12 protein-coding genes are annotated in these 14,198 nt (G+C 68.0%); 7 read left to right on the top strand and 5 right to left on the bottom strand.

The features are described 5' to 3' along the window. Positions 1-8 precede the first annotated feature (8 nt). Positions 9-491, bottom strand: coding sequence for a tripartite tricarboxylate transporter TctB family protein (locus OU996_RS19065; protein WP_267583162.1), 483 nt, complete (start codon positions 489-491; stop codon positions 9-11). 84 nt (positions 492-575) lie between these two features. Beyond that, a complete protein-coding gene (locus OU996_RS19060; protein ID WP_267583161.1) occupies positions 576-1,538 on the bottom strand; it encodes a Bug family tripartite tricarboxylate transporter substrate binding protein in 963 nt (320 codons plus the stop codon). A gap of 199 nt (positions 1,539-1,737) precedes the next feature. Here OU996_RS19060 and gor point away from each other — a divergent pair, with 199 nt between their 5' ends. The 4 genes from gor (at position 1,738) to OU996_RS19040 (ending at position 7,846) form a co-directional block, all read left to right on the top strand. Then, the gene (gene gor / locus OU996_RS19055) at positions 1,738-3,156 is read left to right on the top strand and encodes a glutathione-disulfide reductase (protein WP_267583160.1); all 1,419 of its coding nucleotides are present in this window, start codon (positions 1,738-1,740) and stop codon (positions 3,154-3,156) included. 147 nt (positions 3,157-3,303) lie between these two features. Then, positions 3,304-4,689 carry a class II 3-deoxy-7-phosphoheptulonate synthase gene (locus OU996_RS19050; protein WP_267583159.1) on the top strand — a complete coding sequence of 462 codons (1,386 nt, stop codon included), beginning with the start codon at positions 3,304-3,306 and terminating at the stop codon, positions 4,687-4,689. Positions 4,690-4,820: 131 nt separating this feature from the next. Further along, positions 4,821-6,494, top strand: coding sequence for an NAD+ synthase (locus OU996_RS19045; RefSeq protein WP_267583158.1), 1,674 nt, complete (start codon positions 4,821-4,823; stop codon positions 6,492-6,494). Positions 6,495-6,499: 5 nt separating this feature from the next. Beyond that, positions 6,500-7,846, top strand: coding sequence for a glutamate--tRNA ligase (locus OU996_RS19040; protein WP_267583157.1), 1,347 nt, complete (start codon positions 6,500-6,502; stop codon positions 7,844-7,846). Positions 7,847-7,973: 127 nt separating this feature from the next. On the opposite strand, the gene OU996_RS19035 is transcribed toward OU996_RS19040, so the two are convergent. Next, a complete protein-coding gene (locus tag OU996_RS19035) occupies positions 7,974-9,011 on the bottom strand; it encodes a DUF2865 domain-containing protein (protein ID WP_267583156.1) in 1,038 nt (345 codons plus the stop codon). A gap of 177 nt (positions 9,012-9,188) precedes the next feature. On the opposite strand from OU996_RS19035, the gene OU996_RS19030 reads away from it, so the two are divergent. Then, positions 9,189-9,701: a CreA family protein gene (locus OU996_RS19030; RefSeq protein ID WP_267583155.1), complete on the top strand. Its 513-nt coding sequence runs from the start codon at positions 9,189-9,191 to the stop codon at positions 9,699-9,701. 161 nt (positions 9,702-9,862) lie between these two features. Here the strand turns inward: OU996_RS19030 and OU996_RS19025 are convergent, their stop codons facing one another. Continuing rightward, positions 9,863-10,237 (bottom strand): hypothetical protein, encoded by a 375-nt coding sequence (locus OU996_RS19025; RefSeq protein ID WP_267583154.1) that lies wholly within the window; start codon positions 10,235-10,237, stop codon positions 9,863-9,865. Between the two features lie 389 nt (positions 10,238-10,626). Here OU996_RS19025 and cysS point away from each other — a divergent pair, with 389 nt between their 5' ends. Both cysS and OU996_RS19015 read left to right on the top strand, forming a co-directional pair. Beyond that, positions 10,627-12,018: a cysteine--tRNA ligase gene (gene cysS, locus OU996_RS19020; RefSeq protein ID WP_267583153.1), complete on the top strand. Its 1,392-nt coding sequence runs from the start codon at positions 10,627-10,629 to the stop codon at positions 12,016-12,018. Beyond that, positions 12,015-12,524: a GNAT family N-acetyltransferase gene (locus OU996_RS19015; RefSeq protein ID WP_267583152.1), complete on the top strand. Its 510-nt coding sequence runs from the start codon at positions 12,015-12,017 to the stop codon at positions 12,522-12,524. The genes cysS and OU996_RS19015 overlap by 4 nt, the downstream gene beginning before the upstream one ends. A 442-nt stretch (positions 12,525-12,966) precedes the next feature. On the opposite strand, the gene OU996_RS19010 is transcribed toward OU996_RS19015, so the two are convergent. After that, positions 12,967-14,136: a linear amide C-N hydrolase gene (locus OU996_RS19010; protein WP_267583151.1), complete on the bottom strand. Its 1,170-nt coding sequence runs from the start codon at positions 14,134-14,136 to the stop codon at positions 12,967-12,969. Between the last annotated feature and the right edge of the window lie 62 nt (positions 14,137-14,198).

The following is a 14,198-nucleotide window of genomic DNA, read 5'->3' as shown; positions in this document are numbered from 1 at the left end:
GCGTTTCCTCAGATCAGCCGTTCGATCGGGCCGGCGGGCAGCGAAAGCTGCAGGCCCTTGGCGAAGATCACATAGATGACGAAGCACATCACCGTGCCGGCGATCAGGTGGCCCCAGAGCGGGCCTTTGCCGAAGCCCTTCGCGGTCGCCGCGAACAGCCAGCCGGTGGCGATGGAGAAGCCGAGGAAGGGGAGGAGGACGATCTGGCCGATGAGGCCGGCGAGCACCCAGGCCATCGGCCCCAGCTCGTCACGCGGGCGCTCGACCTCGCCCTCGCGGATCGCCTCGATGGCGGTCGCAACGGACAGAATGGCGAGGCCGGCGGCGATGATGGTCGGGAAAGCGGCGGGACCGACCGCCGAGAAGGCGTTGACGCTGGACAGGCGCCAGGCGTCCCAGCCGACCACCAGCGCCAGCACGGCGAGCCCGAAGGCGATGACGAACCCGGCCTTGTCTGGCCGCTTGGTGGATGAGATGCGCGTATCGCTCATCGGTAGTTTCCCCCGGCTACAACAAAGCTCCCCCGGAACCTTCCGGCCCGGGGGAGCGCCTGACGCTTCAGTTGTGGACGTGTCTCACTGGGCGAGACCGATGTCCTTCAGGATCGCCTGGGTGGCGGCGATGTCCTTGGCGAGCTGGGCATCGAAGGCCTCGCCCGCCAGATAGGTGTTGGCCCAGCCCTTTTGGGCGAGCAGGTCGGTCCAGGCCTTCGACTTCACCATCTTGTCGATGGTGGCCGAGATTTCCTTCTTCTGCTCCGGCGTGATGCCGGGCGCGGCGGCGACCATGCGCCAGTTCTGGATCTCGACGTCGACACCCGATTCCTTGAAGGTCGGGATGTCCTTGGCCTCGGGCAGGCGCGCGGCGCTCGACACGCCGAGGATGCGCAGCTTGCCGGCCTTCGCCTGGGCGTCGAACTCGGAGAGGCTGGAGATGCCGACCGTGACCTTGCCGCCGAGGATGGAGGCGAGCGATTCGCCGCCGCCGGAGAAGGCGATGTAGTTGATCTTGGTCGGGTCGACGCCGATCGCCTTGGCGATCAGGCCGGCGGTGATGTGGTCGGTGCCGCCCGCCGAGCCGCCGGCCCAGGAGACCTTCTGCGGATCAGCCTTCAGCGCGGCAACGAGGTCCGCCATCGACTTGAGCGGCGAGCTGGCGGGGACGGCGATGGCCTCGAACTCGCCGGTGAGGCGGGCGATCGGGGTCACCTGGCTGAGGTTCACCGGCGACTTGTTGGTGATGATGGCGCCGACCATCACATAGCCGCCGACGATCAGCGCGTTCGGATCGCCCTTGGCGCCGTTGACGAACTGGGCGAGGCCGATCGTGCCGCCGGCGCCCGGCACGTTCAGCACCTGGACATTGCCGACGATCTTCTCGGTCTGCAGTACATGCTGCATGCCGCGCGCAGTCTGGTCCCAGCCGCCGCCGGGGGCGGCCGGCGCCATGATCTTGAGTTCATTGATCTCGGCCGAGGCGGCACCGAGCGGCGCGGCGATGGCGGCGGCGAGCAGCAGGCCGCGGAACATATGCTTCATCGTTTCCTCCAGGGGTGAGTGGTGGCGCGTTGCCTCTGGCCACCACTTGAACGCGCGTTGCGGAAGCTAGAGCGGCTGCGACATCCTGTCGAGTTCCACGGAAGGCTAAGGTTTTCGCCGACCAGCTATGCAATGCCTTGACGGCACGGCGCGGGGAGGCGACATGCCCAGTACTCTTTCCGGAAAAGGGGACCGCGCCATGGGCGAGCACACGGACCAGTACGACGTCGATCTTTTCGTCATCGGCGGGGGCTCGGGGGGCGTGCGCGCCGCCCGCATCGCGGCGACCCATGGCGCACGGGTCCGGATCGCCGAGGAATACCGCCTCGGCGGCACCTGCGTGATCCGTGGCTGCGTGCCCAAGAAGCTGTTCGTCTACGCCGCCCATTACGCCCATGATTTCGAGGACGCCGCCGGCTATGGCTGGACGGTGGAGGGCGCGCGCTTCGACTGGTCGACGCTGATCGCCAACAAGGACAAGGAGATCGCCCGTCTGGAGGGCGCCTATCGCGCCAATCTCGAGCGCACCGGCGTCGAGATCGTCGCCCAGCGCGCGGTGGTGGATGGCCCCCATGCGGTGCGGCTCGCCGACGGCACGCGCGTCACCGCCCGATACATCCTGATCGCCACGGGTGGGCACCCCAATCTCGGCCTCGACATTCCCGGCCGCGAACTCGGCATCACCTCGAACGAGATCTTCCATCTGGAGCGCCTGCCGCCGCGCATCGTCATCCAGGGCGCGGGCTATATCGCGCTGGAATTCGCCAGCCTGCTCGCCACGCTCGGCAGTGATGTGACCGTGGTGCATCGTGGCCACAAGGTGCTGGCCGGCTTCGACGAGGAGATCCGCGAGCGCCTCGCCGACGAGCTGGCTCAGAACGGCGTGACCTTCGCGTTCGGAGCCACCATCGAATCGATCCATGCGGTCGGCGCGGAGAAGCGCGTGCGGCTGCATGACGGGCGCGACCTGTTGGCCGACGAGGTGATGCTCGCCATCGGCCGCGTGCCGAACACCACCGGGCTCGGCCTCGACGCGGTCGGCGTGCAGCTCACCGCCAATGGCGCCATCGTTGTGGACGCCGAGTCCCGCTCCAGCGTGCCCTCGATCTATGCGGTGGGCGACGTGACGGACCGGGTCCAGCTCACCCCCGTCGCCATCCGCGAGGGGCACTCCTTCGCCGACGGCGTGTTTGGCGGGAAGCCGTGGAAGGTCAGTTACGAGGTGATCCCGACCGCCGTCTTTACCGAGCCGGAGATCGGCACGGTTGGCATGACCGAGGCGCAGGCGCGCGCGCAGGGGCGCCGGCTGAACATCTACAAGGCTGATTTCCGCCCGCTCAAGGCGACGCTTTCGGGGCGTGCGTCGCGCGTGCTGATGAAGCTGGTGGTCGACCAGAAGGACGACAGGCTACTCGGCGCCCATCTGGTTGGGCCGGATTCCGGTGAGATGGTGCAGCTGATTGCCGTCGCCATGAACATGGGCGCCACCAAGGCCGATTTCGACCGCACCATGGCGCTGCACCCCTCCAGCGCCGAGGAACTGGTGACGCTGCGCACCAAACACCACAGCAGCGACCCGCTGCCGGAAGTCTCGTCCGAGGCGACGCCGGCGATTTGAATGGCCCCGTTACGCCGCGCAATGCTGCAAAGCTGGAGTGGCGCCGGCGCTCTGGTGCAAGCCTTGTGCTTGGGTGTATAAGGCCCGCCTTTCCCGCAGGGGTAACGCGCAGCGCGACCCTGCGGACGTGATGTCGAGGAGGCTGACATGTCTGATCGCTGGACGCCGGATAGCTGGAGGGCCAAGCCCATTCAGCAGGTGCCTGAGTATCCGGACGCCACGGTTCTGGCGTCGGTGGAGCGTCAGCTTGCCTCGTTTCCCCCGCTGGTTTTTGCCGGTGAGGCGCGCCGCCTGAAGCGCGAGCTGGCCAAGGTCGCCAAGGGCGAGGCCTTCCTCCTGCAAGGCGGCGATTGCGCCGAGAGCTTCGCCGAGCATTCGGCCGACAACATCCGCGATTTCTTCCGCGTCTTCCTGCAGATGGCGGTGGTGCTGACCTATGCCGGCGCCTCGCCCGTGGTGAAGGTCGGTCGCATCGCCGGCCAGTTCGCCAAGCCGCGCTCCACGCCGATGGAGACGGTGAACGGGGTCGAACTGCCGTCCTACCGGGGCGACATCGTCAATGACATCGAGTTCACGCCGGAAGGGCGCGTGCCCGATCCGCGCCGCCAGCTCGAGGCGTACCGCCAGTCGGCGGCGACGCTGAACCTGCTGCGCGCCTTCGCCAATGGCGGCTATGCCAGCCTTGGCAATGCGCATCAGTGGATGCTCGGCTTCATCAAGGACAGCCCGCAGTCCGGCCGCTACCAGGCGCTGGCCGATCGCATCACCGAGGCGCTCGACTTCATGCGCGCCATCGGCATCGACCCGGAAACCCACCCGGAGATGCGCTCGACCGATTTCTTCACCAGCCACGAGGCGCTGCTGCTTGGCTATGAGCAGGCGCTGACGCGGGTGGATTCGACCACGGGCGACTGGTACGCGACCTCCGGCCACATGATCTGGATCGGCGACCGCACCCGCCAGGCCGACCATGCGCATCTGGAATATGCCCGTGGCGTGAAGAACCCGGTGGGCCTGAAGTGCGGCCCCTCGCTGAAGCCGGACGACATGCTGCGCCTCATCGACATGCTGAACCCGCAGAACGAGGCGGGCCGGCTGACGCTGATCGCCCGTTTCGGTGCCGACAAGGTGGGCGACCACCTGCCGGCCCTGGTGCGCGCGGTCGAGCGCGAGGGCCGCACCGTCGTGTGGTCGTGCGACCCCATGCACGGCAACACGATCAAGGCCGGCTCGGGCTACAAGACCCGCCCGTTCGACCAGATCCTCAAGGAGGTGAAGGACTTCTTCGCCGTCCATGCGGCCGAGGGCACTTATGCCGGCGGCGTGCATCTGGAAATGACCGGCAAGAACGTCACCGAATGCACCGGTGGCGCGCGGGCGATCTCGGATGCGGACCTCAAGGACCGCTACCACACCTATTGCGACCCGCGGCTCAATGCCGAGCAGGCCATCGAGATGGCCTTCCTCGTCGCCGAGCTGCTGAAGCAGGAACGCGCCGGCCGGGTTCGCCCGGTGACCGAAGCGGCTGAATGATACCTCCGGCCCGGAGCCTTGGGTTCCGGGCCGATGTTCTCCTGCGCGCCGGTGGCACCGGCCGGGATTGACCGGCCGCGCCGCGCGTCCTGACGATTGCCGGGCTTTCCGCGGAACGCTACATCAGGTCCATGTCGTCAGAACCCGCCGATCAGCTTCTCATCGCCCTTGCCCAGCTCAACCCGACGGTCGGTGACGTCGCCGGGAACCTCGCCATGGCGCGCGAGGCGCGGGCCCGCGCGGCCGAGCAGGGCGCCGATCTCCTCGTCCTCACCGAGCTGTTCATCGCCGGCTACCCGCCGGAAGATCTCGTGCTCAAGCCCGCCTTCCAGGCGGCGTGCCGCACGGCGGTGGAGCAACTGGCGAGCGATACGTCGGATGGCGGCCCGGCCGTGCTGGTCGGCGCCCCCTGGCTCGATGCCGGCAAGCTCTACAACGCCGTGCTGCTGCTCGAGGACGGGCGCATCGCCGCGATCCGCTACAAGGTGGATCTGCCCAATTACGGCCCGTTCGACGAGAAGCGCGTCTTCGTTCCGGGCCCGATGCCCGGCCCGATCGCCTTCAAGGGCGTGCGGATCGGCGTGCCGGTCTGCGAGGATATCTGGTCGCAGGATGTCATCGAATGCCTCGCCGAGACCGGCGCCGAGCTGCTGCTGATTCCCAACGGTTCGCCGTATCGTCGTACCGTCTACGATGAGCGGATGAACGTCGCCGTTGCCCGCGTCGTCGAAAGCGGCCTGCCGCTCGCCTATGTGAACCAGATCGGCGGGCAGGACGAGCTGGTGTTCGACGGCGGCTCCTTCGTGCTCAACGCCGACCGCTCGCTGGCGATCCAGCTTCCGAACTTCCAGGAGCGCATCCGCGTCACCCGCTGGGAACGCTGGGCCGATGGATGGCGCTGCGAGGAGGGGGCGCGCGCGCCGCTGCTGACGGGCGACGAGGCGGATTATGCCGCCTGCGTCATCGGGCTGCGCGATTATGTCGAGAAAAACCGCTTTCCCGGCGTGGTGCTCGGCCTCTCCGGCGGCATCGATTCGGCCATCTGCGCCGCCATGGCGGTGGATGCGCTCGGGGCGGAGCGCGTGCATTGCGTGATGCTGCCCTACCGGTACACCTCCAATGAATCGCTCTCCGACGCGGCGGCGGTCGCCGAGGCGCTGGGCGTGCGCTACGACATCGTGCCGATCGCCGACGGGGTCGAGGCGCTGGAGGGCACGCTGGCGCCGATGTTCGCCGGGCGGGCGAGGGATGTGACGGAGGAGAATCTCCAGTCCCGCGTGCGCGGCACGCTGCTCATGTCGATCTCCAACAAGTTCGGTGCGATGGTTGTGACCACCGGCAACAAGTCGGAAATGTCGACCGGCTACGCCACGCTCTATGGCGACATGAATGGCGGCTACAACCCGATCAAGGACTTGTACAAGTCGCAGGTCTTCCGCCTGTGCCGCCTGCGCAATGGCTGGAAGCCGGCGCACGCTCTGGGCCCGGACGGGCCGGTGATGCCGGAGAATATCATCACCAAGCCGCCGACGGCGGAACTGCGCGAGAACCAGAAGGACGAGGACAGCCTGCCGCCTTACGAGGTGCTGGACGCCATCCTCGAACGCTTGGTGGAACGCGAGCTGCCGGTCGCCGAGATCGTCGCGCAGGGCTATGACGCGGCGCTGGTGGCCCGCGTCGAGCGGATGCTGAACATCGCCGAGTACAAGCGCCGTCAGGCCGCGCCGGGGGTGAAGGTCACCACCCGCAATTTCGGCCGCGACCGGCGCTACCCGATCACCAACCGCTTCCGCGAGACGGCGTAGGCGTCATGATACCTCCCGTCCTCCGCTTCGCCCCGTCGCCGACGGGCCTTCTGCATGTCGGCAATGCCCGCACCGCGCTCTACAACGCGCTCTATGCCCGGCGCGAGGGCGGGACGTTTATCCTTCGGTATGATGACACCGACACGGCGCGCTCCACCGAGGCCTTCGCGGAGGCCATCGCCCGCGACATGGCATGGCTCGGGCTGGCGCCGGACCGGGTCGAGTACCAGTCGCGCCGTCTCGACCGCTATAATGCCGCCATCGAACGACTGAAGGCGGCGGGGCGGCTCTACCCGGCCTATGAGACCGAGGAAGAGCTGGAGACGCGCCGCCTCTCCCGTCGCCGCCGAGGCCTGCCGCCAACCTATGACCGGGCGGCCCTCAAGCTCTCGCAGGAGGACCGCGCGCGGCTCGAGGCCGAGGGACGGCGCCCGCATTGGCGCTTTCGGCTCGATGGACGCAAGGTCGTCTGGGCCGATCTCGTGCGCGGGGAGCAGGCGGTGGATACGGCGACGCTCTCCGACCCCGTGCTGGTGCGGGCCGATGGCAGCTATCTCTACACGCTGACCTCCGTGGTCGACGACATCGAGATGGGCGTCACCCATGTCGTGCGCGGCGAGGACCATGTCACCAATACCGGCGTGCAGATCGAGATCATCGAGGCGCTTGCCGGCACCGTGCCGGTGTTTGCGCACCATAATCTGCTGACCCTGCCGAGCGGGGAGGGGTTGTCGAAGCGCCTCGGCCATCTCTCGCTGACCGCGCTGCGCGAGGAAGGGCAGGAGGCGCTGGCGGTTGCCTCGCTCGCCATGCTCACCGGCACCTCGCTGGCGGTCGAGGCGGTGGCCGATCTCGACGCTCTGGCTGAACGCCTTGATTTCGCGAAGATTTCACGCGCGCCAGCGCGCTTCGACCCGGCTGATCTCGATACGCTGACCGCCCAGACCCTCCACGCCCTGCCTTACGCGGCGGTGGCAGATCGGCTGGCAGGACAGGGTGTCGGCGGCGGCGAGGCGTTCTGGCTGGCGGTGCGCGGCAATCTCGCGCGGCTGGCCAATGCGGCTGGCTGGTGGCGGGTGGTCGAGGGGCCGCTCGCGCCAGTGATCGCGCCGGAGGATGCCGATTTTCTCGCGCAGGCCGCCGAGCTTCTGCCGCCGGAGCCGTGGGATGAGGGCGTCTATGCCGCCTTCCTCGCGGCGGTGAAGCCCGCCAGCGGGCGCGCCGGCAAGTCGCTGTTCCACCCGCTGCGCCTCGCGCTCACCGGGGCGTCCAGTGGCCCGGAACTCAAGGCGTTGCTGCCGCTGATCGGGCGCGCGCGGGCGATCGCGCGGCTGAAGGGCGAGGCGGCCTGACCATTGACGTGAAGGACGTCATGGCCGGGCTTGGCCCGGCCATCCACGACTTTCTGACGTGCACGACTCACGTCGTGGATCCCCCGGCCGAGCCGGGGGATGACGTTTGTCGTCGTGGCGGAGGTAATTAAGGCTTCTTCGCCGGGGCGGCGGGCGTTGCCGGGCGGGGCTGGGCCATTTCGCGCGAGGCGTCCTCGGTGACGACGATGTCGCCCTTGCGCAGGGTCGGGTCGTCTTCCTGGCTGAGCGCCTGCGCCCAGCTCATGCCGGCGGGGCGGCAGGAACAGGCGGCGACGAATTGTTTCTTGTACAGCAAGGCGTTAGGCAGCGACATATAGGGCTGCCCATTGGTGCCGACCGCCTGCTCGATGTCCTCGCCCGGATTGCGATAGGCGAAGAGGCGGGCTTCCGTGCCCGGACACTGGCGCTGGCACTGCGCCTCGTCCGAGCCGAACTTCGCCGGGGTGGCGGCGAAGGAGACCGGGAAGAAGAAGCCGTCGCAGGTGCGCACGCAGACCGTGCGGTAGGTTGACACCTTCGGCATTTCCAGCGGCTGCACGTCGAGCGGGCCGGCTTCCTCGTCGAGATTGCGCGGCACGCCGAAAAGCTGCTCGAACAGGTTGCGCGGGGCGCGGCGCTGTTGCGGGGCGTTGCCATAGCCGCCCTGCGGCTGGCCGAGCGCGGCCTGGTACTGGGCGCCGCAATTATTCTGCGCGAGGGCGTAGACGAGCTGGCGGCGCTGCTCGTCCGTGCCGCCCTGATCGCCGCGCGCCTGCATCATGGTACGGTCGAGCTGGGTGCGGGTCTGGGCGATCCGGCGGTTCAGCGCGTCGCATTGCGGGGGCAGTTGCGGCTGGAAGATGAGGAAGCCGCGCTTGTCGCAGCCAAGCTGGCGCGCCTGCCCGGTGAGATCGGCAAGTCCTTGCTGAAGCTGAGCAATCTGCGCGCCGACATCGGGCTGCCCGGTACTGCCGCCGCGGTCGAGCGCGGCGAGCTGGCCCTCCAGACGGATACACACCGAGCGGTCGCCGGGCGGCGCGCCGCCACCCACCGCGCCGGGCGGCATGTCCTGCGCGAGGGCGCTGCCGGCGAGGACCGTCAGGGCGGCCATGGGGCCGAGCACGGCCGTGAGGACGGCGCGCGGGCGGGGGAATCGCAGCATCATCAGCTAGGTCGTTTCACTTTTGGCTTGCGGCTGTGTGCCGGAATCGGGCGCGAAGGGCAATGAGCATGGCGAGCTTGTCGAAATTTTGAAGCACCGGCGCCTTGTCCGCCTGCCCGGCTTTACCGGGGCGCCGGGCACACCATATGAGCGGTGACATTGTGCCGGAGTGGAACGTCCATGAAGCCTTTCGCCGCCCTTCTCCTCGCCGCCGCTCTCGGGCTCGGCCTCGGCGCCCCCGCCATCGCGCAGGAACCGGACCTTATCTTCAAGAAATCAACGGTTTGGAAGTTCCTCACGCCCGACGACAAACTCGCCACCTATGGCATTGACGACCCCGTCGTCGAGGGCGTGGCGTGTCATTATACCGTTCCCGAGCGCGGCGGGGTGAAGGGGATGGTCGGCATCGCCGAGGAGGTTTCCGACATCTCCATCGCCTGCCGGCAGATCGGGCCCATCGCCTTCAAGGGCAAGTTCGACCAGGGCGACGTCGTCTACCGCGAGAGCCGTTCGCTGATCTTCAAGAAGATGCAGATCGTGCGCGGCTGCGACGTGAAGCGTAACGTGCTGGTTTATCTCGTCTATTCCGACAAGCTGATCGACGGCAGCCCGAAGAATTCGACCTCCACCGTGCCGATCATGCCGTGGGGCGCCACCAATGAGGCGCCCAAATGCGCGGACTTCGTGAAATGAAAAAGCCGGCCCCAGTGGTGGTCCCATTGGGCTGGCCTAGAGGCCGCGTCAGGCGTGGCCAGTCAGTGCAGTGAGGTGGACGATCAGGCCAGTGAGGTGAACGATCAGGCCGACGAGGCCAGCCTTGTCGCCGCCTCGCGCGCCTCACTTGGTGCAGGTGCTCACTTGGTGCAGGTGATCGCCACCGTCTCGGCGCAACCGGCGCCGTAACAGGCGGTACGCACCGGACCGGTGGTCACGGCGCTCACCGTGGCATCCGACTTCACCTTGCCGAAGCCGGTGGCGCGCTCGAAATCGTGCACCCGGCACCAGGCGTCGGCCATGGCCTGCCCGCAGCTGGCGCCCGAGGCGACGCAGTTGTCGATGCCGTAGCCGTCCGAACTGTCGACGATGAAAATCTCGCGCGCCGGCTCGGCGGCGAGGGCGAGGCCCGGCGCGAGGGTGAGGGCGGCGGCGATGAAAGCGGAACGCAGGCGCGGGGAGACGGCGGAGGACATGGTCTGGGTCTGCTGCTGGTGACAGGCGTTGCGGGGCACGAGCCGGGCGGCTCGGCTACAGAACTGGACTGTGGCGAAAAGGTTTGAAGCGAGCCTTAATGTTTTCTCTTTCCGGCGCCGCGTGTCCCGCGTGCCGCACTCACCCCCCGGTGCAGAGGCGGCGGAGATAGACCCACCGGCACGGGCGCGTCAACCGTGTTGCTGAAGATGATGCCGCAGCGGCAGCGGCGATGCTTATCCATCCGCACGCTGCTTGCGCGGGGCTTGCGTCGGTCGTGCGATCCCGCGCGATGGCCGGCTTTCGCACCCGCCGCCTTGACGGCGGCGGGCAAACCCGCGACAGACGCGGCACACCGCGCGGCTCTGCGCGGAAGACCGCCCACGCCGCGCCCTCGAGGCGCGCGCGACGACCCCGGAAGGCTGCAGAAATGACCGACGCAAAGGCCGCGCTGCCCGAGCTGAAACTCTACAACACGCTCACCCGCGCCAAGGAGGCCTTCGCGCCCCTGGATCCGTCGCTGGTGCGCATGTATGTCTGCGGCCCCACGGTTTATGACTACGCGCATATCGGCAATGCGCGGCCGGTCATCGTCTTCGACCTGCTCTACCGCGTGCTGCGCCACCTCTATGGCGCGGACCATGTGAAATATGTCCGCAACATCACCGACGTGGACGACAAGATCAATGCGCGGGCGGCCACTGAGTATCCCGGCCTCGACCTCAACGCCGCCATCGGCAAGGTGACCTTCGCCACCGAGGCGCAGTTCCACGACGATCTTGAAGCGCTCGGCGTGCTGCACCCGGATGTCGAGCCGCGCGCCACCGAGCACATCGCCGAGATGCGCACGCTGATCGAGCGCCTCGTCGCCTCCGGCCATGCCTATGTGGCCGAGGACCATGTGCTGTTCTCCGTGCCCTCCATGCCGGATTACGGCCAGCTCTCGCGCCGCCCGCTCGACGACATGATCGCCGGCGCGCGCGTCGACGTGGCGCCCTACAAGCAGGATGCCATGGACTTCGTGCTGTGGAAGCCGTCCAAGCCCGGCGAGCCGGGCTGGGCCTCCCCGGCCGGGATCGCGGTGAACGGGCGTCCGGGCTGGCACATCGAGTGCTCCGCGATGAGCTGGAAGCATCTCGGCGAGACCTTTGACATTCATGGCGGCGGTATCGACCTTGTGTTCCCGCACCATGAGAACGAGGTCGCGCAGTCGCGCTGCGCCTTCCACTCCGGGCTGATGGCCAAGGTGTGGATGCATAACGGCTTCCTGCAGGTGGAAGGCGAGAAGATGTCGAAGTCGCTCGGCAACTTCACCACCATCCGCGACCTGCTGAACGACTGGCCGGGCGACGTGCTGCGCCTCAACATGCTCAAGACCCATTACCGCCAGCCGATCGACTGGACGGTGAAGGGGCTGGAGGAGAGCGCCAAGACGCTGGAGCAGTGGTTCGACGCGGCGGCGGACGATGCCTATCCGCGCCCGGCGCCTTCCGTGCTGGAGGCGCTGGCGGATGATCTCAACACGCCCAAGGCGATCGCCGAGCTGCACGGGCTGAAGGACCATGCCGGCAAGAAGGCGCTGGCGGGCACGCTGGCCTTTCTCGGCTTCACGCCCGGCCCGCTGCGCGACTGGTCCGCCTCGCGCGCCCCGGCGCTCGCCATCTCGCCGGCCGAGATCGAGGCGCGCATCGCCGAGCGCATCGAAGCCCGCCGCAACCGCGACTGGGCGGCCTCCGACCGCATCCGTGATGAGCTGCTCGCGCAGGGCGTCGCGGTGAAGGACAACAAGGACGGCACGACGAGCTGGGAGCCGAAGCGGTGAGTGCCGCCAAGGCGCCCGCCGCCGCGCTGCGGCCCTTCCTGGCGGCGGATACGCCGGCACTCGCCTCGCTGATGCGCGACTCCATCTTCGCGCTGACGGGGGAGGATTATGACGAGGACCAGCAGGACGCCTGGGCCGCCGTCACCGAGGACGAGGCCGCGCTCGCCGCGCGCCTCGGTGCCGGCCTGACGCTGGTGGCGACGCGCGAGGGCGAGCCGGTCGGCTTCCTCGCGCTCACCGACAACAAGGTGATCGACCTGCTCTATGTCCACCCGGAAGTGGTCGGCGAGGGTGTCGGCGCGCTGCTCTGCGACGCCGCCGAAAAGCTCGCCACCGCGCGCGGCGCGACCAGCCTGACGGTCGACGCCAGCGACACCGCGCTCGGCTTCTTCCAGAAGCGCGGCTTCGTGCCCAAGAGCCGCAACACCGTGCAGCGCGGCGGCGTGTGGCTGGGCACCACCACGATGGAAAAGCTCCTCACCGCCGGCGACGCCCCGCTGCATTGAGGGGCGCGGGCGCCATGCCCGTGCTTGTGGCCATGCCCATGCGCATGAACATCCTTCGAGGCCCGGCTGCGACGGGCACCTCAGGATGACGGGGCTCTGAAATTGTGCCGCTAACACCCTCCTTCATGCTGAGGCGCTCGCGCCAGCGAGCCTCGAAGCACGCAGATGGGGGCGGGCGCCCTCCGTTTCCCGGACAAGCGGCGCGGAGCGCCGCGCTGATCCGGGATCCAGGGGAGAGTCCGCGCAGCGGCTTTGTCGACCTTGGACCGTCCCCGATGAAGCGCCTTCGGCGGGTCTTTGCGCTGGATCCCGGCTCGGCGCTCCGGCTTCGCCTGCGCTGGGCCGGGACACGGGGGAGACTCCGCGTAGCGGCTTGGCCTCGCGGGCCATCCCTGACGTGGCGGGGCGCCCGGCCCCGCATTGTGCCCGTGAAGGACGAACGTCAGGGCGTCTTGGCCGCCAGCAGGGCGTCGGTGGCATCCGACGACAGGCCGTTCAGCGTGGTGAGCGGGATGGAGAGCGGCTTGGTGCTGGCCGCCAGCCGGGTGAGATCGAACCGCGTGTAGTTCAGCCCGCCATAGGTGCGCAGATAGAGCGTGCTGCGGTTGAGATCGGTCAGCGCCGTCCAGGAGGTGTACTCGCTGGTGAAGGGCGGCGAATCCTTGGTGGCGACGGCGGCGATGCCTTCATTGCCACCGGAATTGGTGTCGATGGTGATGTTCTTCGGCCGGTCGAAATTGTTCATGATGTGGGCGAGCGTGCGCACCGCATCATCCGGCGCCGCGACCTTCTCGGCATATTGCGAATAATACACCGCGCGCACGAAGCGGCCGACCGAGGTGTTCGACGCCGGCAGCCCGGCGGTGGCGATGCCGGAATCGGGCTGCGCCACCTTCAGCGCGCCGAACGCGCCGCTCGACTGGTCGACATTGCTGAGGAAGGTGTAATTGTCGAGATTGGTCAGGTGCCAGGTGAATTCCGGGCCGTTGGTCATGACCCCGACCGGGTTGTCATAGACGCTCTGCTTGCCATTGGCGAACTCGACCACGATCGAGGCGCCGCTGCGGTCATGCAGCACGTAATGGAAGGGCGACTTGGCGTTGCCGAGCACGGCGAGCGGGGCGAGCAGCACCGGCTGGGCGGCCAGCGCCGCCTTCACCTCGGCGACGCTCTGGAACTGGCCGAGCGTCCAGGAGCCGAGATCAATGGCGGAGAGCGCCGCCTTGGTCTTCGAGAAGGAGTCCGTCGGCCCTGCCGCGCCGGCAAAGGCCAGCAGGCTGAAGGTCAGGCCCTTCTCGTTGAAACCCTCGACGATCTTGAGATCATCCAGCGACCCGTCCGGCACGGTGACGGCAAGGACGTGGTACTTGGTGGTGTAGTCGAGCGCGGCGGCGCCGGCCTTGGCGACCGAGCTGTAGCGCTGGCCGGCCGGGACATAGGCGACCCGGTAGGGCAGCTCCATCGCCAGTTCGAGCGTGCGGCCGAAATACACGCCGCCATTGGCGTCGCGATAGATCAGCGAGGTGCAGGCCTGAGCCACCGGCGCGAGCGCGAGGCTGAGGGCCAGGGTGATCGGTCCGACGGCACGGCGCAGGCGACGAAAACGGGTCATGGGCATCCAGGAGCTGGTACTAAAGTAGCGCCAACCTAGACAGTGCGCGGGGCGTTGGATAG

It is taken from the genome of Ancylobacter sp. SL191, from assembly GCF_026625645.1.
In the GTDB taxonomy this organism is placed as follows: Bacteria; Pseudomonadota; Alphaproteobacteria; order Rhizobiales; family Xanthobacteraceae; genus Ancylobacter.
The sequence above is the reverse complement of the archived record's forward strand: the minus strand, read 5'-3'. Positions and strand labels throughout refer to the sequence as shown.

Coding starts and splice junctions, on each gene's coding strand:
- OU996_RS19065 (WP_267583162.1), bottom strand. CDS start 491: ATGAGCGATACGCGCATCTCATCCACCAAGCGGCCAGACAAGGCCGGG.
- OU996_RS19060 (WP_267583161.1), bottom strand. CDS start 1,538: ATGAAGCATATGTTCCGCGGCCTGCTGCTCGCCGCCGCCATCGCCGCG.
- gor (WP_267583160.1), top strand. CDS start 1,738: ATGGGCGAGCACACGGACCAGTACGACGTCGATCTTTTCGTCATCGGC.
- OU996_RS19050 (WP_267583159.1), top strand. CDS start 3,304: ATGTCTGATCGCTGGACGCCGGATAGCTGGAGGGCCAAGCCCATTCAG.
- OU996_RS19045 (WP_267583158.1), top strand. CDS start 4,821: ATGTCGTCAGAACCCGCCGATCAGCTTCTCATCGCCCTTGCCCAGCTC.
- OU996_RS19040 (WP_267583157.1), top strand. CDS start 6,500: ATGATACCTCCCGTCCTCCGCTTCGCCCCGTCGCCGACGGGCCTTCTG.
- OU996_RS19035 (WP_267583156.1), bottom strand. CDS start 9,011: ATGATGCTGCGATTCCCCCGCCCGCGCGCCGTCCTCACGGCCGTGCTC.
- OU996_RS19030 (WP_267583155.1), top strand. CDS start 9,189: ATGAAGCCTTTCGCCGCCCTTCTCCTCGCCGCCGCTCTCGGGCTCGGC.
- cysS (WP_267583153.1), top strand. CDS start 10,627: ATGACCGACGCAAAGGCCGCGCTGCCCGAGCTGAAACTCTACAACACG.
- OU996_RS19010 (WP_267583151.1), bottom strand. CDS start 14,136: ATGACCCGTTTTCGTCGCCTGCGCCGTGCCGTCGGACCGATCACCCTG.